General features: G+C 69.1%; 19 protein-coding genes, 1 tRNA gene and 1 pseudogene. 8 read left to right on the top strand and 13 right to left on the bottom strand.

Annotation, left to right across the window (positions count from 1 at the left end):
• Positions 1-24: 24 nt before the first annotated feature.
• Together ACGFMK_RS25885 and ACGFMK_RS25890 are read left to right on the top strand one after the other, a co-directional pair.
• Positions 25-237 (top strand): hypothetical protein, encoded by a 213-nt coding sequence (locus ACGFMK_RS25885; RefSeq protein ID WP_392768090.1) that lies wholly within the window; start codon positions 25-27, stop codon positions 235-237.
• Between the two features lie 54 nt (positions 238-291).
• Positions 292-738 carry a nitroreductase family deazaflavin-dependent oxidoreductase gene (locus ACGFMK_RS25890; protein ID WP_392768092.1) on the top strand — a complete coding sequence of 149 codons (447 nt, stop codon included), beginning with the start codon at positions 292-294 and terminating at the stop codon, positions 736-738.
• 7 nt (positions 739-745) lie between these two features.
• On the opposite strand, the gene ACGFMK_RS25895 is transcribed toward ACGFMK_RS25890, so the two are convergent.
• Complete coding sequence (locus ACGFMK_RS25895) at positions 746-1384, bottom strand: maleylpyruvate isomerase family mycothiol-dependent enzyme (RefSeq protein ID WP_392768095.1); 639 nt, start codon at positions 1382-1384, stop codon at positions 746-748.
• An 86-nt stretch (positions 1385-1470) separates the two neighbouring features.
• On the opposite strand from ACGFMK_RS25895, the gene ACGFMK_RS25900 reads away from it, so the two are divergent.
• Complete coding sequence (locus tag ACGFMK_RS25900) at positions 1471-1650, top strand: hypothetical protein (protein WP_392768098.1); 180 nt, start codon at positions 1471-1473, stop codon at positions 1648-1650.
• A gap of 4 nt (positions 1651-1654) precedes the next feature.
• On the opposite strand, the gene ACGFMK_RS25905 is transcribed toward ACGFMK_RS25900, so the two are convergent.
• The gene (locus tag ACGFMK_RS25905; RefSeq protein WP_392768101.1) at positions 1655-2434 is read right to left on the bottom strand and encodes a cellulose-binding domain-containing protein; all 780 of its coding nucleotides are present in this window, start codon (positions 2432-2434) and stop codon (positions 1655-1657) included.
• Positions 2435-3009: 575 nt separating this feature from the next.
• Here ACGFMK_RS25905 and ACGFMK_RS25910 point away from each other — a divergent pair.
• The 4 genes and pseudogenes from ACGFMK_RS25910 to ACGFMK_RS25925 form a co-directional block, all read left to right on the top strand.
• Positions 3010-3483, top strand: a pseudogene (locus ACGFMK_RS25910) (LLM class flavin-dependent oxidoreductase); the annotation flags it as partial.
• A complete protein-coding gene (locus ACGFMK_RS25915; RefSeq protein ID WP_392768104.1) occupies positions 3480-3635 on the top strand; it encodes a hypothetical protein in 156 nt (51 codons plus the stop codon). The pseudogene ACGFMK_RS25910 and the gene ACGFMK_RS25915, both read left to right, overlap by 4 nt.
• A 125-nt stretch (positions 3636-3760) precedes the next feature.
• Positions 3761-4405, top strand: a complete 645-nt coding sequence (locus ACGFMK_RS25920) for a BTAD domain-containing putative transcriptional regulator (protein WP_392768107.1) — start codon at positions 3761-3763, stop codon at positions 4403-4405.
• Positions 4406-5203: 798 nt separating this feature from the next.
• A tRNA-Leu gene (locus ACGFMK_RS25925) sits at positions 5204-5287 on the top strand.
• Here the strand turns inward: ACGFMK_RS25925 and ACGFMK_RS25930 are convergent.
• The 10 genes from ACGFMK_RS25930 to ACGFMK_RS25975 form a co-directional block, all read right to left on the bottom strand.
• Positions 5252-7015, bottom strand: a complete 1764-nt coding sequence (locus tag ACGFMK_RS25930) for a recombinase family protein (protein ID WP_392768110.1) — start codon at positions 7013-7015, stop codon at positions 5252-5254. The two genes, ACGFMK_RS25925 and ACGFMK_RS25930, sit on opposite strands and share 36 nt — an antisense overlap.
• The gene (locus ACGFMK_RS25935) at positions 7005-7814 is read right to left on the bottom strand and encodes a ThiF family adenylyltransferase (protein ID WP_392768112.1); all 810 of its coding nucleotides are present in this window, start codon (positions 7812-7814) and stop codon (positions 7005-7007) included. Before ACGFMK_RS25935 ends, ACGFMK_RS25930 begins: the two co-directional genes overlap by 11 nt.
• Entirely contained in the window at positions 7811-7945 is a 135-nt protein-coding gene (locus tag ACGFMK_RS25940; protein WP_392768115.1) for a hypothetical protein, read from the bottom strand. The genes ACGFMK_RS25935 and ACGFMK_RS25940 overlap by 4 nt, the downstream gene beginning before the upstream one ends.
• A gap of 40 nt (positions 7946-7985) precedes the next feature.
• Positions 7986-8306 (bottom strand): nucleotidyltransferase domain-containing protein, encoded by a 321-nt coding sequence (locus ACGFMK_RS25945; RefSeq protein WP_392768118.1) that lies wholly within the window; start codon positions 8304-8306, stop codon positions 7986-7988.
• Between the two features lie 780 nt (positions 8307-9086).
• Positions 9087-10307, bottom strand: coding sequence for a NaeI family type II restriction endonuclease (locus ACGFMK_RS25950; protein WP_392768120.1), 1221 nt, complete (start codon positions 10305-10307; stop codon positions 9087-9089).
• Between the two features lie 608 nt (positions 10308-10915).
• On the bottom strand, positions 10916-11998 hold the full coding sequence (locus ACGFMK_RS25955; protein WP_392768122.1) for a restriction endonuclease: 1083 nt from the start codon (positions 11996-11998) through the stop codon (positions 10916-10918).
• Between the two features lie 65 nt (positions 11999-12063).
• Positions 12064-17316 carry an FtsK/SpoIIIE domain-containing protein gene (locus ACGFMK_RS25960; RefSeq protein WP_392768125.1) on the bottom strand — a complete coding sequence of 1751 codons (5253 nt, stop codon included), beginning with the start codon at positions 17314-17316 and terminating at the stop codon, positions 12064-12066.
• On the bottom strand, positions 17297-18919 hold the full coding sequence (locus ACGFMK_RS25965; protein ID WP_392768128.1) for a hypothetical protein: 1623 nt from the start codon (positions 18917-18919) through the stop codon (positions 17297-17299). The genes ACGFMK_RS25960 and ACGFMK_RS25965 overlap by 20 nt, the downstream gene beginning before the upstream one ends.
• The gene (locus ACGFMK_RS25970; RefSeq protein ID WP_392768130.1) at positions 18916-20787 is read right to left on the bottom strand and encodes a hypothetical protein; all 1872 of its coding nucleotides are present in this window, start codon (positions 20785-20787) and stop codon (positions 18916-18918) included. Before ACGFMK_RS25970 ends, ACGFMK_RS25965 begins: the two co-directional genes overlap by 4 nt.
• Positions 20787-21611, bottom strand: coding sequence for a helix-turn-helix domain-containing protein (locus ACGFMK_RS25975; RefSeq protein WP_392768131.1), 825 nt, complete (start codon positions 21609-21611; stop codon positions 20787-20789). Before ACGFMK_RS25975 ends, ACGFMK_RS25970 begins: the two co-directional genes overlap by 1 nt.
• A 278-nt stretch (positions 21612-21889) precedes the next feature.
• Here ACGFMK_RS25975 and ACGFMK_RS25980 point away from each other — a divergent pair, with 278 nt between their 5' ends.
• On the top strand, positions 21890-23338 hold the full coding sequence (locus tag ACGFMK_RS25980; RefSeq protein ID WP_392768134.1) for a hypothetical protein: 1449 nt from the start codon (positions 21890-21892) through the stop codon (positions 23336-23338).
• 184 nt (positions 23339-23522) lie between these two features.
• On the opposite strand, the gene ACGFMK_RS25985 is transcribed toward ACGFMK_RS25980, so the two are convergent.
• Positions 23523-23651, bottom strand: a complete 129-nt coding sequence (locus ACGFMK_RS25985; protein WP_392768137.1) for a hypothetical protein — start codon at positions 23649-23651, stop codon at positions 23523-23525.
• Positions 23652-23674: the final 23 nt, after the last annotated feature.

The following is a 23674-nucleotide window of genomic DNA, read 5'->3' on the forward strand; positions in this document are numbered from 1 at the left end:
GCCTCGGACGGCGGAGGGAGATCGATGCCGATCGCAGCGGACCGCATGACCGCACCCCCGGCACCACCCGAGCCGATCCCGTCGGACCCGGTCGGGCCCGACCCGGATCCGGCACCGCCCGGCCCGGATCCCGTGCCGCCGGGCCCGGGCCCGGACCGGCCGGTACCCGAGCCCAGCGGGGTGCCCGTGCCGGATCCCATCCCACCGGAATCCGCGCCGGGTCCCGACCCGACCTGACGTACGAGTTCCCGAAGATATGAGTTTCGTACGAGTTGGTGTATCGTCGAAGGCATGACGACAGCGCAGAACTACCGGCGGATGGTCAACGCCGGGAACAAACTGGTGGTCGGGCTCCAGCGGCTCGGCCTCGCCTTCGGCCCGATGCAGCTGCTCACGGTCGCGGGACGCCGCACGGGCGTCCCGCGCACCTTTCCCATCGCGGTCATCCCGCAGGACGGCGAGCGCTACATCATCCAGGCCTACCCGAAGGCGGCCTGGGTGGCGAACGTCCGGGCCGCGGACACGGTCACCCTCACCCGCGGCCGCCGTGCGGCGACCGCCCGGCTGGTCGAGGTCCCGGTGCCGGAGCGCGGCCCGATCCTGCGCAAGCTGGTGGCGACGAGCCCCGCGAGCGTCGGAAACCGTTACGTGACCACAGGCCTGGCCGAAGCTCCGACTCCGGACGCGGTAGCCGACGCGGCCGGCCGCATCGCGGTCTTTCGCGTCGAACCGGCTTGACCTCGGGTCAAGCCTGAGCACCGCAGCGAGCCGAAAGCTGGTCCACCCCGGGCCCGGCGAGTTCCTCGAGCACCGCGCCCCGGCCGGTCATCGCCAGGATCAGCGCGAGCAGCGGGCCGCGCACCTCGGGCCCGCTGCCGGTCGACCAGTCCGTGTCGCTCGCCCGCAGCGTCAGGCCGGCGATCCGCTTCTTCGCGCCGATCAGCAGGTTGGACCGGCGGTAGAACTCGGCGACCTCGACCAGCGTCGCGGTCGGGAACGCGCGCTCCAGCCCGAGCGGGCGGCGGATGTCGGTGCCGTGCACGACGATCTCGCCGAGCCACGAGTCCGCCGGTCCCGGCGGCCCGGTGGTGGCGTTCGCGTGGGCCCGCAGCTGCGCGAGCGTGGCCGCCGGGCCGCCGGCGGTCTCGCGCGCGACGTTCTTCGCGGCCATCGCCCCGAACCGGAACCCGGACCCGGCCAGCCGCCCGAAGAACGTGACCGGCGTCAGCTTCGCCGTCGCGACGACGTGGCCGAGTACCTCGTGGACTGTCCACCCGCGACACAGCGACGGCGTCGACCACGCGGCGTCGGACACGCCCGCGAGGTCGTCGGCGAGCGCGGCGCGTTCCCGGTGGATCTCCGGCCAAGGGCTGGCGTCCGGCATCAGGCCTCCTTCAGGTGATCCTGTGCAGGCAGGTCGTCCGGGTGAACGGAAGCGTTACAGACCGCTCCCGTGGGTACCTCGCCGTCATGGCACGTGAACAGGACGACGACGAGCGCACGGCGGGCCGGGCCGAGCTCCTGCCCGAGGAACAGGCCGTCGAGAGCGCCGACCCCGAAGCTCAGGCCCGCGAGGTCCTGCGCGACTCCGACCGCCGGTCCGAATTCCCGGAACCGACGATGCGACGCCGTCCCGAAGAGACCACCTGAGGAGTCAGCCCGCGTCGCAGGCGGCGCCGTTGAGCGTGAACGCGCCCGGCGCGGGGTTGCCACCGCGGATCGAGCCGTTGAACCCGGTGGTGACGGTCGCGCCGGGCGCCAGCGTCGTGTTCCACTCCGCGGCGTTCACCGTGACGCGGGCGCCGCTCTGGTCGTAGTCGCCGTCCCAGCCGTGGGTGACCCGCTGCCCGGCCGCGAACGTCCAGCTCAGCGTCCACGGCGAGAAGGTCTTGCCGCCCTTGTTCGTGATGGCGACGGCCGCGGTGAAGCCGTCGTTCCACTGGTCCTGCACGGTGAACCGCACCGAACAGGGCGCCGGGGGAGCAGCTGCGCTGGACGGCGCCGGTGTCGTCGTCTTCGCCGGTGTGCTGGTCTGCCGCCCGGCCATGACGGTCGGGATCGGCGTCGGGCTCGGCGGGGGTTTCGCGCTGGTGGACGGCTTCGGCGTGGTCGCGGGCAGCAGCGGCATCAGCGCGGGCGACGCCTCCCGCCCGGGCGAGCCGGTGGTGGTCACGAGGATGACGACGACGCTGCCGAGCACGACCACGGCCCCGCAGATCGCGCTGGCCCAGCGGATCCGCGTCCCGGCCCGCTGCTGCGCGGCGGCGGCTTCCCTGGCCCGTTGCTCGATGCGCTCTTCGGGCGACATCGCCTCGGGGACCGGCGGCCGCGGTGGCAGGGAACCGCCGGTCAGCGGCCGTGCGGTGGCGCCGGTCTCTCTCAGCAGCTCCTCGACGGTGATCTCGTCGCCGTCTCGCCGGGCACGGCGCGCCATCCAGAACCTCCCGTTCGTGCCCGGCGAATCCTAGGAATCCGGGTGGGTCTTGTAAACCACGTGCACGAGCCGCCAACACCGCGGCGGTTACCCGGGTTCACGACCGGACGTCCCGGTCACCGAACCAGCGGAGAACCCATGACCGAGCAGAAGATCACCGCCGTCGTCGGTGCCACCGGCCAGCAGGGCGGCGGCCTGGCCCCCGCCACCCTCGACGACCCGGCCGGCCGCTTCGCGCTGCGGGCCATCACCCGGCCACGGCCGCCAAGAGCGCGGGCCTGCAGCACGCCATCTGGTCGACGCCGCCCGACGAGTTCTTCGCCGACGCGGGCGTGCCGACGACGTTCTCTGTCCGGCGAGGAGTACGCGGCGGCGTTCGCCAAGGAGCTCGGCCAGGACGTCGCCTACCGGCCGGTCACCGTCGAAGCGGTGCGCGCACAGGGGTTCCCGGGCGCCGACGACCTGGCCACCATGTTCTTCTACTACGCCGAATACGAGAACGTCTTCGCCGGCGCGCGCGACCCGGAAGCCGTGTGCGAGCTGAACCCGCGGCTGCAGGACTTCGGCACCTGGCTGGCATCGCGCCGGCCGTCGAGAACTACGCGTTGCTGCGGCGGCTGTGGCGCGAAGACGTCATCGATTGATCGGGCAAGTCCCGGTCTCCGCTGCAGGGCTTCACGTCGACCCCACGTCCGCTGGACGGCGTGCCGCCGTTCGTCTGGCACGGGTCGATCCGCAGCCCGCAGATCGCCGAGCAGGCGGCCTTTTACGGCGACGGGTTCTTCCACAACAACATCTTCTGGCCGGTTGAGCACACCCGGCGGATGATCGGGCGCTACCGCGAGCGCTTCGAGCACCACGGTCACGGCCGGGCCGACACGGCGATCGGCGGCCAGGCGTTCATGCGGCGCCGCTCCCAGGACGCGATCGCCGAGTTCCGCCCATACTTCGACCACTCGCCGATCTGCGGCGGTGGCCCGTCGCTGGAGGAGACCGGTCGCTCGCCGCGGTGGAATGCCACCCGCCACCAGCGGTTGCGCAGAGCGTGACCGAATCGCTGCGGTTCGAGGTGCTGGGCCCGGCGTGGCGTGGCGACGTCGAGCTCGAGCTAGGCCCGCCCCAGCAGCGGGCGGCGCTGGCGGTCCTGCTGCTGCAGGGCGGCACGTCCCTGTCGCCGGCCCAGCTGGTCGAAGCCCTCTGAGCGGCGCGGAACCGAGGACGGCGACCGGCATCGTCCGCTCGTACATTTCCCGCCTGCGCCACGCCCTGGAGCCGGACACCACGATCAAGTCCATCGGCGGCGGCTACGCGATGGTCACGCCGGCCTTGGACCTCACGGAGTTCAGCCACCTGCTAGCCGCCGGCGACCCCCGCGCCGCGCTGGCCTTGTGGCACGGCACGCCACTGTCGGGCGTCAACGGCCTCGAAGCCGAGCGCGTCCGCTTGGAGCAGCTGCGCCTGAAAGCGATCGAAGACCTGGCGGCGGCCGACATCGAGGCAGGCAGACACGGAGAAGCCACGGCCGTGCTGTCCGACCTGATCGCCGAGCAGCCGCTGCGCGAACGCCCGCGCGAGCTGCAGATGCTGGCCCTGTACCGCTCCGGCCGCCTGGACGTCTTCGCCCGCATCCAGCGCCTGCTGGAGGACGAGCGGGGCCTGTACCCAGGCCCCGAGCTGCGGGAAATGCAACGCCGCATCCTGTCCTCGGACCCGACCCTCGCCGCTACGATCACCCGCCCCACGCAGCTACCCCCAGAACTCCCGGAGTTCGCCGGCCGCTCAAGCGAGCTGACCTCCCTGTCCGACGCCCTGACCCGCCCAGGCGTCCCGGTGATCGGCCTGGAAGGCCCGGCAAGAATCGGCAAGACGACCCTGGCGGTCCAGCTGGGCCACCAGCTCGCCCAACATTCCCGGACGGCCAGCTCTTCACGGACCTGGCCGTCTCAACAGATCCCCTGGCCGAGCTGCTGAGAGGCATCGGCGTCAGGGACCTACCGCCGTTCTCAAGCGAGCGCGCAGAGCTGTGGCGAACCCGCACAACAGGCCGCCGCCTACTCCTGATCCTGGACGACGCCCAAGACGCCGACCAGATCCGCCCCCTCCTCCCCGGAGCAGGAGGTTTGGCGGTGGTGATCACAGTCCGCCAGCGCCTGTACGGCCTTCCGTACGCCCACTGGCAGAAACTGGTTGGCCTGACCACTCCAGAGTCCCTGACCTTGCTGGAACGCCTGATCGGCCCCCGACTCACTCGTGACCCGTCGGCAACCCACGAACTGATCCGCCGCACAGCAGGCCTACCCCAGGTCCTGCAGGCGGTGGGAGCCCGAGTGGCATCCCGCCCGGGCTGGACGATGCCCCAGGCCTGCAGCGCTTGGGCCGCCCGGCTCCAGGTTCGCCGGTCACACCCCGGAGTGCGGCGCGATAGAGAAGCCGTACGAGTCGGCACTGGCCGAACTGTCCCCAGCCCAGTCCCAAGCGTTCCGCGCGCTCTCCCACCTGGAACCGCCCACCATCTCGCTCCCGGCGCCGAACCTCCCCCTACCGGACACCGTGGCGCTGCTGGAGTCCCTGGTACTGGAACCGGCAGGCCCGGACACCTAAAGCTACCGGGAGCCCCTGCGAGCATTCGCCCGAAGCCGAGCAGGCCAAGAGGACTGGATCGATACAGTGGAGCGCCAAAACGCATGATCATCCCAGCCACCTCAGGCCCGTCGATCCAGACCCCCCTGAAGACCCCCACGGGGCGGCCGTATACTCTTTCCTCAGCAGGTCCGAGTGGCGGAATGGCAGACGCGCTAGCTTGAGGTGCTAGTGCCCTTAACGGGCGTGGGGGTTCAAGTCCCCCCTCGGACACGCATTATTCACCCGCGGAGAGGCCGTCACGTCGACGGCCTCTCTTTCGTGGTCGAACCGCAGGTCAAGCCGCAAGTCCCGGTACAGCTGGGCCAGCCGGCCCGGCTGACCGTCGGCGAGTGCGGCGCTGACGTTGCCGAGCGAGTCGATCATCGCGTAGACCTCGGCTTCGCCGAGTCCAGCAGGCTCGCCAACTGCCATCAGTTCCGCCTGAGCTGCCGCCCGATCGGCTTGCGCCCGGTTGATGCCCTCGACAACGGCGGACGGGTCGACGCCAGCGGAGATGGCGTTCTGGAACCGCTGCAGCCTGGCTTCCGCGTCCTCCAGTTGCTTCCGTGCGGGCCCGTCGTCCGCCGCCCGCGGTGTCGGTTGAGCCTGAACCAGTTGTTCGACGGTCCGCGCGATGTTCTGCCGGTCGAACAGGCCACCGATCCACTCGTTCAGGGCGTCCCGCAGTGGCTCTTCTTTGAGGTAAATTGTCGGCGGATGCGTGAGCAAGGCTGGCGAGCCGGGCGTGAGCGTCCGGGCCGGGCAGCGGTAGTACATGCCGTGCTTTCTTGGGCTGCCTTCCATCTTCCGTCCGCAGGCAGCGCACCGAATGAGTCCACGGAACAGGTACGCGTGCTTGACCGTGCGTCCGGCGCGTTCGGTCTTGCGCGCGGTCTGCAGACCACCCGCCGCTTTGGCTCGCCGCATCAACTGCGTTTGCGTGAAGTCCTGGACAGACACGATCTCGGGATGCGCCGGCTGGCGCGAGCGAACCACTCGATCCGGCTTGGCGCGCCGGAACCGCACAATGTTCCCAGCTGCGACGTCGTCAGGATCAAGCAGCATTTCTTGCCGCGCCCACCGGCCAAAGAACGCGAAGCCGGTGTAGCGCGGGTTCTCCAGAATCGCTCGCACCGTGCTGCCCTGCCAGCCGTCGGCAAGGCGATGCCGGTTCTGATCCGGCCGCCGCGCCGACGGGCAGGGGATGCCGTCGCGATTTAGCCCGTTCGCAATCGCCCGGTCTCCATTGCCGGAGAGGTATTCCGCGAAGATACGACGCACAACCTCGGCGGCAGACTCGTCAAGAGCGAGCTGGCGCAACCGGAATCCCTCCGCTGCCTTTCTCGGATTCGGATGCAGCCCGCCGTCGACCACGACGTATCCATACGGAGCCCGGCCGCCCTGGTGACGTCCTTCGTTGCCAACCTGCGCATCCATCGCAGCCCGCACGCGAGCCTGAACGTGCTGCCGCTCCGACTCGCTCATGCCGCCGAGCACACTCATCAGCATCTTGTGTGACGGGTTCCGCGGATCGAACTTCCCGCCCAGTTCCGGCACCCACAGGTCCACGCCGTAGGCAGCGAACCGCGGCGCGATGAGCGAGAACTGATTTCCGAACCAACACCGGGTGCCCTCGCCGACGACCAGGGCATTCCAGCCACGACGCGGGTTCTTAAGCGCGGCAAGCAACTGCGACCCCTCGGTGCGGCGCTCCCACGGGACCGAGCGCGACTGCCCGATGTCGAAGAACTCCGCCACGATTCGGCCGCCCAGCGGCTCGACGAACTTCCGCGCGTTCCCGAACTGCCAGCCACGCGAGGTCTCCGGGTCTTGGTTGTCCTCCGTCGAGCACCGCCCGTAGACGGCCAAGGCGCCGATCCCTTCGTCAACGGGCGCGGCCACGTCCAGCCCAAGGATCTCGTCCAATTTCGACCATGGGTCGCTGATTTCAGCGGACATCGGTCGCCTCCCTCGCTGGTCCGTCGAGCACCGGTACCTTGGTCAGTTCGATCAGTACGGCCAGCAACGCGCGCGCAGCCGCAGGGCGAAGATCGCTGAGCTGCCGCTTAAGTACGTCGACTTTGCGCTGGCCGACGTACCGGGCGTCGCCGAGGTGACGGACGAGGTTGCGTCCTAGTAGCCGGTCGGGATCGAGCAAGATCAGGCGCCCTACTCCGTAGGTAGCCAGCGCATGGGCCGCAGCACCTCCGATGCTGCCAGCACCCACTACGAGCACCGACGTCGTGGCGAGGTCAGCAACGGGCCAATGTCCGGCAAGTTGCTGAATACCCTGGTCGGGGGCCTGAACGTCGAGATCCACGGGTTCCGCGGCGGTCGGGGTGACGTACCACGCGGCAATGTCTGGAATATCCACTTCCGGGTAGGAGGTGCGGACGTCGGCGGAAACCGTCAGCGCTAGATAGCTACCTCCGCCGGGGCTCATCCATCCCGCGTCGATCGACGATTTGAATCCATCAAGCTTCAGTCCACCTCGTATTTTGCGGAGGTGCCACCAAAGAAGATGCAACTCGGGCGGGACTCGGTACCACCGGTGGCCGCCACGGGAATCAGCCGAGTTAAGGAAATGGGTCTTAGGTTGAAGCGCGGCCGGCAGGATCGGATCGTTGCCGTGCGATACCGCCGTGACCGCTCCGACATTATCGGTGTCGGAAGCTTTGTAGGTGACCTGACCCCATTGCCCCCCGTCGCGGATACGTTGCGCGGCAGGATAAGGGACAAGGACCAGGAGGCCGCTCACACTTGCTCCTCACCCGATGGTGGCGCCTGCGCGAGGGCTTCCTCAATCAGGTGATCTTGGCTGGCGTCTGTGACGATCCCGTTCACCGTCAGCGCCTCGACTACGTCGGCCTTGAGGAGGGCGTATTCCACTCGCCAGCCAGCAGCTTTTAGGAGCAGGTCAACGATCGAGTCACGACCAGTCCACGTCGCTGCATCCTGCAACAGACACAAACTGCTTGCGCACGTGATCGAGGGCGTCCTGAGACGAGGTGCCCAGCGAACCCCAGTCGGTGTGCTGCTCCCGGTCGAAGACGACGATGAGGTCGACATCGTGGACCGGCTTGAGCTGGGTGCTGCGGCGCAGCGACCCCGATCCGAAGACCTCTACGACGTCGCCTTCCGCGCGGAGCGCATCGCTGAATACGTCCCGCCGCTCCCGGGCAAGGGCGACCTGCTCAGGGTCGGCATCCACGGCCTTCTGGTAATCGTTGAATGCTGCGTTCAAGTCCATGCTGCACCTCGTATCTGATCAACATCTTCGGTGCCGTAGGACACGACCTAGGACTCCAGTCCGAGGATGAGTGGTTCATGCCGCACCGCTGAAACCACGATAAGCGCGCCCACCGACAAAACAGCGGCAGACGGGGCCGAAGTCAGACACCAGTTCGAAGCGTATCGGCGTCGCTACGCAGTTGTGGACTGAGCTGCTCACCGGATCTCTGCGGAAGTGGCGGGTGATGGTTCGAGGTCGCGGCGCGGCGAGTGGCGGGATCAGGGTGCCGCCGAGAACCGCGAGGGTGTCGGCCGTGGCCTGCCGCTGCTGTATTACCTGGTGCAGGTTGTAGGTTGGGGTGAGGAAGGCAGTTATGGCTCCGTCCAGGTAGCGGTAGACGGTGGTGATGCTGACTGTGGTCGGTGGCCAGCCGTCGGACCGGGGGTTTCGTCACGGAACCAGCGCAGGCCCAGCACCGAGTGCCGGTACGGGTCCGCGCCCGAACTTCGCGGCGGGGCGTCGCTAACGTCGCCCAAATCGTAGGACATTGGCGACGGACACGGCCAGTTCGTTGGCTACTTCGAGCGTGGCATGATAGATGATCACGTGAGGCCTCTGGAGTTCTGGGATCGGATTTTCGCAGATCCGGTCCAAACCAGGGGCCCCACGCCCGATCTCAGGACAACGCGCACCCTATTCAGTCTTATTGAGAAGCCTCGATGTTGTGGGGCGGCTTCCGATGCTGTTGACGGATGTCCGATCTCTGTGCGTTCGATGAATACGAACTCGTCAGTCGGACTAAGTAAGATTGCGCTTCAGCTGAATTTCGGTGGAGTCGGCCTCAATGAGGCCTTGGGTCGGCTGGTCGGGCAGCTTATGGCGCGGAATCGACGGCGCAGCGGCTCGAGGTTCATCGGAACGTGCAACGGCCCACCACTTGCTTTCTAGCCAGACCTTCGGCCGATTAGCCTCGTGGCCAACCTCGGTGAGTCGGACGGACACCCACTCACCCTTGGCGGGAACAGGCAGCTCAAGGTGTCGTGCTACGTCGGGATGAGCTTCTTGAGCTCCCAGAATAATAAATCCTTCAGGCTGCAATGCGCTTCTTGCGTCGCGGACACGTTTAGGAGAATCGTCCTGTTGTGCCACCGTGAGGACGGTATGCCGACTCACGACGCAGCCCGTAAGCTCTCGAAAGAGCTGATTGACACGCTCCTGCCCGGAGACATCATGCAGAATTCTGCCGCGCTGCTCCTGCTCGAGATGAAATAGGTGGTTGGTAGGCAGATCGTCCTGAATTCCTCCCCAGAGCCAGAAAATGTCACGTATGCCGCTATCTGAGATTTTACGTTTGTTATCGCGGTTGTATGCGCGCGTCGGGTTGCCTGAAGCACCCGGTTTTTTCCAGCGCAGCCGCTGATCGGTGACCCGGATCAGTCCCGCAGCCCACTCGCTGTGGTCATCACTGAACCATGTCAGCAGGGCGACATGGTCAGCTCGGCCGGATTGCTCCCCATGGTCGTCGCACTGGTACATCTCCATGGGGATCTCCCAGCCGCCGAGATCACGGGAGAATTTACAATCAAGTTCAGCCCCAGAGATAGTCCAATCGAGATCCTCGCCGGCCTCGATGTCGAACTCTTTTGTCAGGTTAACCTCGACTGCGGTGCCGAGGTAGGTCTTCTCGGTTTTAGAGAGGTGCTGGTAGCACCATCTGCCGGTACGCTGCCCATCCATGAGTTCGTCGAGCGAGTCACGTAAAGCCCACCGGAACCGCTCACGTGCTTCACGCTGACCGTAGAACCAGTCAACGCATTTCTGCAGGTCTGCAGGCGGAGTCGCCGTGCTCTCCTGCGGGATAGGGAAGTTGCCGACGGGTCTGGACATACCCTTCTCTGGAACCGGGTGTACCATGAACTTGTTGCGCTTCCAGCTTATGGCGCGTACTCGCGAGTCAACGGCCGCGGCTCGCCTGACGTTTAGCTGCAACGGCAGGGTTCCCTGATTGCTATCAGTCACTTGGCCACTATCCCAGATAGCTCGGAGCTCGGCTAGCAGATTGGCAACATCTATTCGTCGGGCTTCGCGGGGTACTGGTCCTGGCTGCGCGTCTTGCGGCAGCAGTAGCTGCGTTGGGGTAGGTGCTCAGCGATCGGCAATGACCACAGGGCAGCGACGGCATGGGACATGTCGAAGTGGGCGAAGCGCGCGGGCACAAACGCAATTTTGCGGCACGGCGGCAGGGTACATGCCGATGTCCACAGCCTGCGTGGAATTCGGCTAAAGGCGTGTGGATAATGGCAGCTCGCTCAACAAGGTTTTATTCCGGATTGTACGGCAGCTGTTGCCCGGATCTCTGCTTGCTTAGCCACTCAGCCTCTTTGAGGCTAAGGCTGTTGCTAACGAGAAAGATTTTCTGGGTAACTTGCTGCCGGCCTCGCCGCATGCAGTGGTAGTGCTCTGTTCATATAACCTGACTCAGGGTGACAGTGACCGGTCGGGCGACGTCTTCGGCCGCCCGGGTGGGGCTGGCTGCTACACGTCAACCGCGGTGAGCCAGCTCCGTACTTCCTGCAGGTTGCTATACCCGCTGCTTCTCAGGGCGTCGACGATGTCGCGCCCGCTGATCAGCACAATCGGATGGGCGTCCTCGCGGACTTCTGTGTATGCCTGCCGGTCAAAGTGACGAAGACCCCGAACTGCCGGTGCCGCAAACGTGCAATGAGGCGTGAGACGTCGCGGACGCCGACGGAGGTGGTGTCGCTGTAGCATTTTGCTTCGAGGGCGAAGTCGATCGTGATCGGGTCCGAGGGCGGGCCAAGGGTGTACTCGCCGATTGCGTCCCGGCCGCCGTCGCGGCTGGGCTGAGTCACGTCACAGCGGGTTGTCCGCGGCGCGAGCAGCCGCCAGAGCTGCACGGCGCAGGCTTCAAATCCGTGTTCGTTGCCGCGGTAGAACTTGCGGATCTCGCGCAAGATTGAGTGCCCGCCAGTGTCCTGGGGCAGCTGTTCGGCCTTCTTGCGTACAACGGTCGTCGATGGCGCCAGCAGCGGCTGGTAGGTGCGTCCGTGCACCCAGGACGCCCACGCACTCGGGCGGTGACGACTGTCGTTGGCCTTGCCTGCCAGAATGTCATCCAGCCATTCCCGTGTTACCTCCGCAACGTCGAGCACGGTGAACCGTGCCCGGTAGTTCTGGAACCGGCTGCCGTTGCTGCTGCGCCAGACTGCTGCCAGTTCGTCGTCCGGGGTTAGCGTGGCGGCGCCCGGGGCAAGCAGACCGCGGAACACGATTCTGCGGCCGGGAGCAGATTTCTCGAACAGGAGGAACGGCGGCACTGCCGCACGGTCCTGCTCGCTGCCGTGTGTCTGGCTGAAGACATCCCGCAGGAGCAGGTTCCCGTCCCTCTGCGTGTCATGCAGGTCGCGTCCGGGGCTGCGGTTGTCGCCGTAGTAGGTAAAGATACCTGTCTGCGGGTCAAGTGAATCTGGCCAGTCGGGTTCGGTTGATGTTGTGTACAGCGCGACCAGCCTGACCGCGCGTTGTTTCGGAGATCCTTTGTAGCGGAACCCGCCCTGGTTGCCAACGGGAAGCAGAAGGGCAAGCGGGTCATCCGCGAAAGTGCCCGATGTGCCGCCTTCGTAGACCCGGTCGACGACAAGGCTGGAATCGTCGAGCGCAGAGAACGCAACAGCCAGGGAACGCGCCATGACTTGACCCAGCCTCCAGAAATCGATACCAACACACGACCTGATCCGGCATGCCTAGCCGGCATTCACCTGCTCAGCCCCAGGGTGGCCCGCACGTCAGCGATCGTCGTGAGGGGCGCTTGAAGGCGCTCGATCTTCCCGTTGCGGTAGAAGAGGAGGTCGCCGTCACTGAGGAGATCCTCCGCGCCGCCGCGGTCGAGGATGGTCATGGAGTCACGTGAGCTAGGCAGCGAGAAGGCCACCCGGGCGGTGAGGTTGGCCTTGATGCTGCCCGTGACTACGTCGACGCTGGGTCGCTGCGTGGCGAGCACGAGGAAGATGCCGTACGCCCGCGTGAGCTGGGCGTAGCGCTGCACCATCTCGCTGAACGCCCTGCGATTGGGACCGGCCAGGACGAGGTCAGCGAACTCGTCGACGAGGATGACCAGCTGCGGCAGGTCCTCGAGGGCGCCCCCGACTTCGTAGAACTCGGTCGCTGAGCTGACCCCGGCCTCCTCCAGGATGGGCTGGCGCCGCTCGAGCTCGGCGGCGAGCGTGGTGTCGAGGCTCTGCAGAGCCTCCTGGGGGTCGCTGATGATCGTGCCCCCGCGGAGATGCGGGGCGCGTGTGAAAGCCGAGAAGTCCAGGCGCTTCGGGTCGATGATCATCAGTTCCAGCTGCTCGGGAGTGCGGGCACGCAGGAGTTCCACCAGGAGGCCCCGGAGGTAGACGCTCTTGCCCGAGCCGGTCGCGCCGGCCACGAGCAGGTGCGGCAGCCGTGACAGGTCCGCGATCCGCACGTCGCCGCTCGGCGCGAGGCCCGCCACGAACGAGAGCGCACCGGGCTTGCCCTGGTGCGTGTCCAGGGCCCGCAGCGCCAAGGACAGGGGGACCGGCTGCCGCTCGGCGCGCGGCACGTCCACGGTGATGAACCCGGGTTCGTCCCCGATGCCTACCTCTCCGGAGGCGCCGACCTCGCGGCTGATGTCCCGGCCGCGTCGCTCAACGTCGGTGATCGAGAGCCTGCCGACGGCCCGCGTGCGGAACCTGATGACGCTCGGGCCGACCTGCGCCAGTGAGGGTTCGAAGGGCTCCACTGTGAGCCCGTACTTCGCGAACGCGTCGCCGAGTCGGCGGGCGTCCCGGAGCAGCTCGTCGGTGACGCCTTCACCTTCGGTGGCGAAGGCCTCCGACGCGGCGGCCCCATGTCCGGCCGCGCTGGTCCCGCGGGAGCTGTCCCGGTCAGGGGACGTCGTACCGCCCTGGCCGGGTTCCGGCGATCCCTCGGCCGGGCCTGGCGCGCTACCGCCGCTTCCCGGTTCTGCCGCTGGCGGCCGCATCGACAGCTGCGCCCACCCTGGGGGCGCGCCAAGCGGCTGCATCTCCAGCGCCGGTACGGCAAAGCTACTCCGTAGCGTGACCAGGTCGATCGGTCCCTCCATCCCGTTGAGCTGGGAGAGTTCCATCGCACCTGCCTGGCCGTTCTCCACGGCGACGATGAGCCCCCGGCGGTAGGCATCCCGGCGCCAGTGACCGAACTGGAGCTCGTACCTGCCGGAGGAGATCCTCTGGAGCCGCTGCTCGGCGTCGGCAGGCAGAGCTGGGGCGGCCCCGAACGTGCTGTTCCGCGCTCGCGCGGACCGGATGAGCTCCGCCAGGTCACGGCCCCGGAGATCGGCGAGGGCACCGGGAGAGCCGAACCGCGAGCGGAGCCAGTCGATCGTTTCCTCGACCTGGTCCGCGGCATCGGAGTAGTCGGCGCCCGCTGCTGCCCAGAACTTGACCTCGATGACCGTCGCCTGGATCAGGGGCGGCTCCCCGCCCCGGGGGGTGACTGTCAGGAGAAGCAGGTCGTCGCACATGGCTCCGCGGCCCTTCCGCGAGGCCAGCAGGCGCCGCGGGATCCCGGACTCGGGGAAGCCCGGGACGATCTCTTCCAGCGCGACCAGGGCGGAGAATCCGCCGCCGGGGGAGACGAGGGACTGCTCGACTTCCTGGAGGTACCGGACCGAGCAAGCAGTGCCAGCGCGCTCGAGGACCTTCGCGAGGGGGCGCTGGACGATTTGCAGCGCCCAGCGTCCGGAAACGGACTCGAGCACCCGCATGAGTTCGCGTGCCTGCTCCCTGCTGGGCGAGGCGACGCTCCCCAGTGCGCGGCGGAGGACTGCCAGGTACGGGTCGACGTGCCGCGTTCCGGTGATCCCGTCGTAGCCGAAGGTCGCCGGGTCGGCACCCTCCTCGTACTCGAGCACCGTGCGGTGCGACTGGCCGTTCGCCAGGGCCTCGAGCCCCACGAGCCGGTCCAGGTGCACCACCCAGCCGGAGCGGTCGTACCAGCTGGCCAGGTCCGACTCGGCAGCTGTAGCCGTGACCATCCGGGTCCAGCCGGGCTCCAGGCGCTCCCCTCCCTGCCCCCCGACGAGCTCGAGGCTGTGGTACTGGATCGCCTCTAGGTCGGTGGCGTCGTGGCCTGGGGCATCACAGAAGGTTCCCGTCGCGAAGACGTAGTCCGCATCGGGAACCAGGACCCTGCCGGGCGCCGCCGCTAGGCCGTGCGCATAGCTAGTTGAGGCTCGCTGGTCCAGTCGCACCGGTCGGATGCCGCGATTGCCCGGGCTCCGGAAGAGAAAGGCGATGCTGCTGAAGGCGGGGGGCGCCAGGTCGTCGGTGATGCTGAGGTCGGATCGGGTCCGCACGATCCGGTCAAGGTCGTTATCGGCGGCGCTCGACAGCAGCTCGTTGATGGTCTGGCGGGCGGGGCTGCCGGCGCCGGTGATGGCCGCGCGGATCCGGGGCCTCCGGTACTCCGACCGTGACCGGTCAGGACGGTAGAAGTGCCGCAGCGCGCCGATAGCCGACTCGCCGTCCCCCGGCTCCGCGAAGGTGACGGCGAGGGTGGTCTCTGGCGTGTCGAGTGCGGGATGGACGCTGAGGAAGAAGGCGATTCGGCTCGCGATGAACGCTGCGTTGCGCTCCAGGGCCCCGGGGCTGGCGGTGGCAAGCGGCGCGTATCGCCGCCAGAGAAGAGCGGTGCCCGCCGGTTGCGCCTCGTACCAGTCCCCCTCGCTCAGCAGGAGCGGGAGGAGAAACTGCGGAGTGAACGCGGTCACGTCCGCCCGATCGGCTCCCGCGCCCGCCTCGGCGAGCGCCTGGAACCTCCGGGCAAGTCCCGCATGCCAGGCCACGGTCAGCGGGGACGTCGGCGCGATCAGCAGGTCAGGATTGCCTCGGACCTCGACCCGGTCGACCAGAAGCAGGTCGTCGTACTCCGTTCGTGACGTGGCTTCCCGCGGCAGGGCCTGTAGGAGCGCCCGGTACGAAGCCGTGTAGTCGGTGGCGACGTCGGAGCGGGGATCGAGCGCATACGTGCTGCCGGTTTTCAGAGCCTCCGCGAAGAACCGGGCACGCGCATCGAGGAAGGCCTCCAGCTCGCGGGACCAGCCCGGTTCCGGGCGGGGAAACTCGCGCAGCAGGGAGCAGCTGTCGCCCTCCACCGTGAACATGCACCACTCGGGATGCTCGAGGATGGCCCTCTCCGCTGGGAGGAGGGCAGCTCCATCGACTCGTGGCCGGACCTCGAGCTCCACCGCCCCGAAACGCGCGGAGACAACCTCCTCCCCGGACGGCGCTGAGGGCGAGTCGGGCCACCGCGGCTGCCCGAAAGCGAGCATCGCATGCGCAAGGGTGGGCTGCTTCGGATCCCGCGCGGGCAGCTCCCCGCGACCGGACGCCGCTCCGCCCAGCAGATCGTCGTCCTGCTGCTCACCGCCCTCACCTGATTGGTCAGGTCCCTCGTCCTCGTCGGTTCCGGTCGCCTCCGGGTCCTCGTCGGAGCCGTCGGAGCCGCTTCCGAAGTCTGGCGGCGCGCTTTGCTCGCCGTCCTCGTCGCCGCCGGAGCGGGAAGGAACGACGGGGACAGGGCCGACCTGGACACCGTCGATCGTCCCGGTCACCTGGTGGACCCGGGCAGCGTCCCCAGTCACCTCGGGCTCCGCGTCGAGCACCGCGTTGCCGAGTTTTCGCCCGTCGGCGCTCCACACCGCGAGGCGGGGAGTCTCGGCGCACGTGAAACCCCTTAGGTCCGCATCGACCTCGATGGAGTCCTCAAAGGCGACCACGTCGCCGTCCCGGAAAGCGGCTGCGATCGCGTACCGCGCCGTCGTGGCTCCTTCCTCGAGCAGTTCGAGCCAGCCGAACCGCCACTCCCCGGGGGACGGCGAGGCGACGCTGGCGGTGACTGTCATCCCTCGCCCGGGAAGGTCCGCCGCGGGCTCCGAGTGCCACCGGAGACGTGCCTCCTCCCCGGGCTTGAGGGCCCGGGTCAGCTTGAACTGGATGGTGCCCCCACGCGCAGGGAGCCACAGGGCGACCGAGTCGCCGTTGATGCGGGCGATGGTCGCGCCGGAGACGGGGTTCATGGGATCGAGGTTCAGCTCGGTCCGGGCATCCCGAGACTGCAGGTCCTTAAGCGAAAAGCGAGCCCAGTCCAGGCCACGCACGGTGCGCGCGGCGAGCACAGAGTCGACCCCGGACTGCGACACCCGTTTGGCGGCGAGCCTGCGCGCCAAGTCCACGCCGGGAGAGCTGATCCACTGCTCGAGGTCTGCCCTCCAGGATGCCGCCTTCGCGAGACGGCGGGCTGCGGAGGCGGCCCGTAGGTCCGGGTCCGAGATGTAGGTGCGTAGCTCATGCAGTGCCGCGCCAAGCGCGGTGTCGGGGTCGTTCCCGTGAGCGCCGACCCAGTCACGCAGGCGCTCGGCCTCCCGCCAGGACGTCGACGTAGAGGCTTGGAGCAGCGTGACGTGGTGGTCGACCACGCTGCGAATTACCAGGGAGGGCTGGGGGCCGCCCGCAGGCGGCAAGACGGACTCCTTGCACAGCCTGTCGAAGGCCAGCGCGGGCAGTGCGGCCGCATCCTCTGTGGTCGACGCGATCGTCTCCTGTGGCTTCGCCGCCAGGATGAGGAGGATCCGGGGGCAGCTGGTCTCCTCGAGGAAGTGTGTCCGGAGGCTCGCAGCGAAGCCCCCTGTGCCGCTGTTGGGCGTCGCTCCGCGCTCCTCCACGAGGAACGGGATCACCTCGTTGCCCTCAACGTCCCCGGGCAAGATCGCGGTCAGGGTGGTCGAGGGGCGCGACTTGCCCTCCGGGTACACCTCCACCTGGCGGGTCCGGGCTCCGGCGAGCAGGGCCTCGAAGAGGGCGGCCGGGGTGAGCCCGTGGAGCCCGCGTAGCAGGAGCCTGCGGCCGGCCCACCTCGGCTCGGTCAGCTCGGTGAGGAGCGCGCCGGCGGCGGTCGCAGCGAAGGCCGAGCCCGTCCCGTCAGGAGACATGGCGGACATAGGTCGCCTCCCCAGCATCGCTGTACCGGTCGAGTAGCCCCAGCCGCTGGAGAGCGTCCGCGAGGAGCTCCTCCTCCGCCGCATCCTGCGGGGCGAGCCCGTAGGCCTGGAGGGCGGGCAGGAAGGCAGTCTGCAACGCCATCTGCTCCACCCCTGCTCCGTCGAGGACCAGCTTCACCAAGAGGAAGAGGACCTGCTCGTCCAGCTCGAAGAACCGGACCCGGCCACGGTTCCGCCTCAGGTTGCCGCCGAAGCCGCCGACCATCGTGTTGACCACGTCCCGACCGCGTTGCTTGAGGGCACTCCCGCGCCCGCGGAACGTCCCCAGTGCAGCGGCGCGCAGGGCGTAGCCGCCGGCGCCCGGGTCGTGAGCCTCGAGCGGGCCGCCGGTGACGTGGGTAAGGCCGGCGGCCGCGCACGCGCACAGCAACTCGGCCAGCTGCACGGCCGCCGGATCGGCCCGCAGGGCGGCGGCGCAGTCGTACGGGTCAGGCAGCTGCGGGACTGCGGGCCCGAGGACGGCTCTCGTCACGGCATGCAGCACGTTGGCGCTCACCATGCTCGCCGGCAGCGCGAGGAGGTGCTGCTCATCCAAGTGCCACCAGGCTCGCGCGCATGGATCGTTGCCGCTCACGGGCCGGTCCCCGCCGCTCCCGACGCGGAACCGCACAGCCTGACCGAACGCTGGCCGCGGGCCAAGATCACCACCGTCCAGCGCGACCGCGGCTCCCTCGAGGCCCTCGCCCAGCGCGAACGCGATCCGGTAGTAGTACAGGGCGACGTGCAGGCTGAGAGCCAGCACTAGAGCGGCCACCTTGTCGTGCCTGGGCAGCCGGAGGGTCATCACGGTCCCGAGGTCCCGGCGGATCAGGTCGAGCGCGCTCTGGTCGAATGCCCCCCGGCTGAGACGCGCCCGGATCTGCGAGTCGGGACGCAGGCTGGCATCTAGCTCGAGCAGGCGTTCTGGATCGTGGACCAGCTTCCGGCGGTCCCGCGCCGCTACCGCCCGCGCGGCCCGCAGCACCTCGCGGTCGAGCGGGTTGAGCCCGTCATCGCTCCTCATGAAGTCCAGCACGTCGGCGGCGAGTGAGAGGTCGAAGTCACCGCCGTCGAAGCACAGGAACAGCAGGAGGCTGCCGCGAAACGACTTGTAGCGGCCGGGGTAGTCGTACGCCCCGGGCAGGTCAGCGTGGAACGGGGTGAGGAACGTGGCCGGTGCCGACCTGCGGGTCGCGCGGGGGTGGAACCAGTACTGCCGCTGGATCACCGAAGCGAGTACTCGCCGGGAGGATGCGTCCGCGTGCAGCTGATCCGGTAATGCCGAGCGGAACTCGGCGTCGGGCAGGCGGGACCCGCTCTCGACCTCCACCATGTCTTGGACGATGTTGTAAAGCGTCTTCTCCCGGATGTCACCGCGCGCTGCGCGCGAGGGAAAGGCGCTAGGCAGGTCGGCCAGGACGTCCACGGCCGCGGCGTCGGCGGGCAGATCCAGGGTCGCCGTCCGGCCCCGCACCGTGGCGGTGACGCGGTCGCCGGTCACCTCCACGATCGCGCCGCGGGCCTTAGCCATCTCCCGGATGACGGCCTGGAGATCTCCGGTCACTCGTTCACCGCCCTGGCTTTGAGGTTGACGCGGCCGGCAAGGCCCTTCTGGGGCGTCACCTGGTAGCGGCGGCCGCTGGCGGGATCGGTCACGAGCATGGTCACGTCCTCGGTCTCGGCGGCGGCGCGCGCGATCGCCTCCGCCGCCCGGCGCAGCGCGAAGGTCCGCTCCGGATCACCGCTGCCGCCAGCAAGCCCACGGCGCGCATCCGCGAGCAGCCGGAATGTCGGCAGGTCGATACTGACGCGGATCCCGGCGTCCAGGTCGAGGGAGACGGCTAGCGGGCGGTAGCCGATGAGCGCGGTGCCCTCGGGGTTGGCTGCCGTTGGCCGGTCGAGCGCTGGTGGGGCGGTGGCGATGGCGAGGTCGAATTGCACGAAGGCCCGGCTCGGCTCTCGCGGGTCGTAGTTCTGCACCGGCAGGAACGTCCTGCCGTCGAGAGTCTCGCCGAACAGCCTCGCCAGGCCCTTGCCCAGCTCGTCGACGAGGCTGCCGAGGTGCTCCTCCATCTCGTCCACCAGCAGGGTGGTGTCCTCGCCGGTAGTCTCCAGGTGTTGCCAGCGCTTGTAGACATCGAGGGCGGCCAGGAAGGCGTCCTCCCCGGCGGCTTCCTGGCGGGTCAGCCGCCCGAGCAGCGCCGAGACGCCGAGCCTGAGCCTGGCTGCCGTGGCCCTCCATCTCAGATCATCCGCTTCATCCCGTGCTCCTTCCGCGAGGGCAGCCTCGGCGGTGGCGAGGGCTGGCTCCTCGGACCCGTGCTCGCGCGCGGCCTCGATCAGCTCTCGCAGAGGCGCGGCATCGTCGGCGGGCAGCAGGCCGGCGCCGGCGAACGCCTCGTACGCATCCGCGGTCGGCGCGCGGGCAGGATCCAGTCGGCCGACCCGGGCACTGAGGTCTTCCTGCGCAGACCCGCGGTCAGCGCGCGCGGCGAAGAGGGTCACCGGGAGGAGGCCGGTCGCGACCCAGTGCTTGTCGTCCTCACGGTGAGCTCGCTGGCTCGCCAGACAGGGATCGTCCTCGGTGCCGTAGTGGCTTTCGGGCAGCGCGACGCGAGACAGGAAGTCCCAGAGGGCGCGGGGGGTGTCCTGGCGCCCCCGCTCGATGGCGGCACGCGCTGCGAGGTCGTCGACCAGGTCCGCGGCCAGCCCGGCGAGGAGGGTCGCGTTCGCGCGCGCCGGGCAGTACTCGATCGCCAAACACGTGTCGCAGCGCGTGTCGTTGAAGACAGTGCCGGAAGTGGCCGGCCGCAGGAGGGGCAGCATGCTCGGAAGGAGCCCGCCCGGACCTGAGGTCGGGCGGTCGTCGAGGTTCAGCACACGAATGTCGAGGGGGACGGTGCCGTCCGGAACGCTACGCGCTCCCGGGAGGCCAAGGCTCGAGAAGAGCTGGCTGATCAACGCATCGAAGCCATATCTGCGCTCCCTCCAGAGCGCTGCTAGCTGCACGATCATGCCGATGTTCGCCGCCACCAGGATGGGCCGGTCCGGGCGTAGATCGTTCTTGTCCGCCAGAGGCGCCAGCCGTTCGGCGAGCGTGGCGGCCTGGTCACGGCTCGGCCCGTCGGAGTGCGTCGCGTCCTCGACGATGTCGAGGAAGAGGCCCGGGTTCGCGCGCCGCTGGTACTCGGCGGCGCCGCTCTTGCCACCGCCGGCGGAGCCCGTGACGAAGATGGCATGGGGCAGCCAATCAGCCGTAGCCAGCGACGTGATCGCCTCGTCGAGCGGGCTACGGACGTAGGCCACGGCCTGGGCGTCTGTCTGCGCGCCAACCGCGACGACCGCGTCTCGAGCGTCAGCACGAAGGCTGCGGAGAGCCTGCAACGGGCTGGGGAGTTCCGGCTTGAAGTCCGGTTTGCTGCTGCTGGTCATCACACCATCACCGGCAGTACCGCAAGAGCGCCCTCGTCCGCCAGGCGGGTCGCCGCGAAGGTCGCGGGCGCGTCGAAGTCGGATGCGATCTCCTCGATCACGGCCGCGATGTCCTCACCTTCGGTCAGCGGGCCGAGCGGGCTCTCGCGCAGCCTGGCCCTGAGCGGTGCGGGGGGGAGCAGGATGAGCATGGCGAGCCGCGTGGCCTCCCGCTCCACCTCGCGGGCCGTGGAGAGGGGGTCGCAGGCAGGCGGCACGTCGTCCTCCCGGCCGAGCATGGCGTGTCCGATCCCGTGCGCGAGCCACGCCCGCTGGGTGACTCGCTCATTGGGGTTGGCCTGTGGCGGGACGCGGTAGTTCCCGCTCGCGTCGAAGCCGGGCAGGCCAGGTCCCTCGACGGCCCGGAGCTCCACGGTCGCCGCCAGGCGCCAGACGTCGACCGGCCTGCCGACGAGCTCGGAGCCGAGCGGCTCCAGCAGACGGGCGAGATGAACCCGCCGCAGTGCGGCGGTCGCCTCCGGGCTGATCCGCCCGCCCCGGATGACCCCGCGCAGGTGACTGCCGATCAGGTCCCGCATGCCGTCCTGTGACAAGACGCCCGCGACCTGCATGACGGTGGCTTGCGGCAGGCCGAGCCGGCGACCCAGCTCGAGCAGGCCCTCGAGTGGGGCGCTCCGCTCGCCGCTCTCGATACGAGCCAGCGAGCTGTAGCTGATGCCGGTGCCCTCGGCCGCTGCCCTAAGAGACATGCCTCGGGCGACACGCGCCTGGCGCAGCAGTGCCCCCAATGAGGGCGCTGTGTGCGCAGCATTCCGTGTCGGCATGGTGCACAGCCTGCTCGCCCGGCACTGCCCACGTCAAGGGCAACTTGTTGCTTGTTGCGCAACGGCAACACGGCCGCGGTTGTGCGCGAGACCCCGGCGAGGAACGCTCATCGGGCCAGTCAATCGCTGGCCTCGCCTAGCTGGCGAGAAACGTGGGGGCCGCCGTTGCAGCGGCGGCCCCCTTGCCAGGACCCGCGGGTGCGGGCGGCGCGTGGCGCACCGAGCGTACCCGCGGGGCTGGCCCTCTATCGGGCATGAGCCCGGGAAGGGAGCCCAATATGGGGCTCCAACAGCAGGGCGGCGCGAGCGCGCCGCCCGTGTCCATCCGCGGCGGCGCGCTCGTCTTCGAGCACTTCGTCGAGACGGACCCGCAGGTAGTGGCCGAGGCCAGCCGCTGGGTCGGCGGGAAGCGCGGGTCCGCCTCGCCGGAAAGCATGACGGAGGGAGAGGACCTTTCCTCCTTCGCCAGCGTGGCGCTCGGCCTCGCCGCTCAGGTGATGGCCCTTGGGCCGGAGGCCTCCGGCGTCTCGTCCCTCGCGGGCACCGTCATCCGGATGACCGACCGGGCGCAGAAGGCGAGCGAGGCCCTCACCGCCGACGTCACGCGGGCGTCCGCGGAGGCGAGCGAGGCCACCGCGAGGGCCGCCAGGGAGGTCGCGAAGGCCACTGCGGAGACGCTCGCGGCAGCGCGCAAGCAGGTCAACGAGGACATGTCCGGCACGGTCGACGCTGCGACCGCGCAGCTGCGCGCGGAGCTGTCGCGGCTGCTCGGTGGCGACGACACCCCCGTCGCGCGAGCCGTCCGTGACCTGGTGGCGGACCAGATGGCCGAGAGCTCGGCCCGGCTGCAACGGACCTTCACCGAGACGCTCGGCGCGGTCAGCAGCACCCTTGACGTCGGTAACCCGACCAGTCCGCTGGCCCGGCTGGAGCACCGGCTCGCCGAGCGGCAGGACCGGCAGCACGCCGAGGTCACCGCCCGGATCGACCAGGTCCGGGAGACGGTGGGCGCGGCCACGGCTGCCGCGCAGACGGCTGTCGCAGTGGCCGCGGTGCAGGCCATGTCACCGGGGAAAGGCAGGACGTTCGAGGACGCCGTGGGGTCGGCGATGGAGGAGATCGCGGCCGGCCTCGGGGGCAGCTACGAGGCGACCGGGGACACGGTCGGCGCGCTACGCGCATGTCGCAAGGGCGACGGGATCCTGGAGCTTCCCTCCCTCGACGGGGGCGGCGGGGTCCGGGTCGTGATCGAGATGACCACGACGGGCGCTCCGCGGAAGTGGAACCCGTACCTGACCGAGGCAGAGAGAAACCGCGAGGCGGACGCGTCCATCGGCGTGGTCCCGTCGACCGACCTCGTCCCGGGGCGCGCGGCGATCGCCGCGCTGGCCCCCAACCGCGTCGTCGTGGCCCACGACCCCGACGGCAGTCACGCGCTGCTGCGCGCTGCCGCCGTGCTGCTCTCGCTGCGCGTGCAGCGCGACGCCGTGCGTGATCGCGACGGCGTCGATCTCGCCGCGGCCGACGCCCGGATCGCCGAGGCGGAACAGCTGCTCGGCACCCTGAGCGAGGTCCTGAAGGCAGCGATGGGCGTCAAGGCCGGCGCGGCGAAGGTCGTCACCGGGATCGAGGGGGCGCACGAAGCCCTGGCTCGGGCCCTCGCCCGCGCCCGGGTGGCGCTCCGCGGCGCGTGCGACCCGGCCGCCCAGCGCGGCGCCGCCGCCTGACTCATCCGCTGGCGGGGCCGTCCGTGGGACGGCCCCGCCAGCGCTAGAAGGCCACCGTGACCCAGACCGTCTGCTCGGCGACCGCGAGACCGTGGAGTCGCACGCCGATGCAGGGAGAGGCCTGGCCTGCGGGGGCCGGCCTGAACATCACGGCGTGGCGCAGCGACCCCGACGGAGCCGGGCCTTACCAGCTCGCGGACGGCCCGGGCTCGTCGCCGCCGTCGGCGACTGCCTCCGCACCGGGGCGGCCCTGTTCATCCCCTTCCCCGGCGAGCAGGCGCTCCAGCTCCTGGCCGCCGTCCTGCACTGGCACGGACTGCCGCTCGTCCTCGGCAA

It is taken from the genome of Amycolatopsis sp. NPDC049252 (assembly GCF_043197175.1).
Lineage (GTDB): Bacteria > Actinomycetota > Actinomycetes > Mycobacteriales > Pseudonocardiaceae > Amycolatopsis.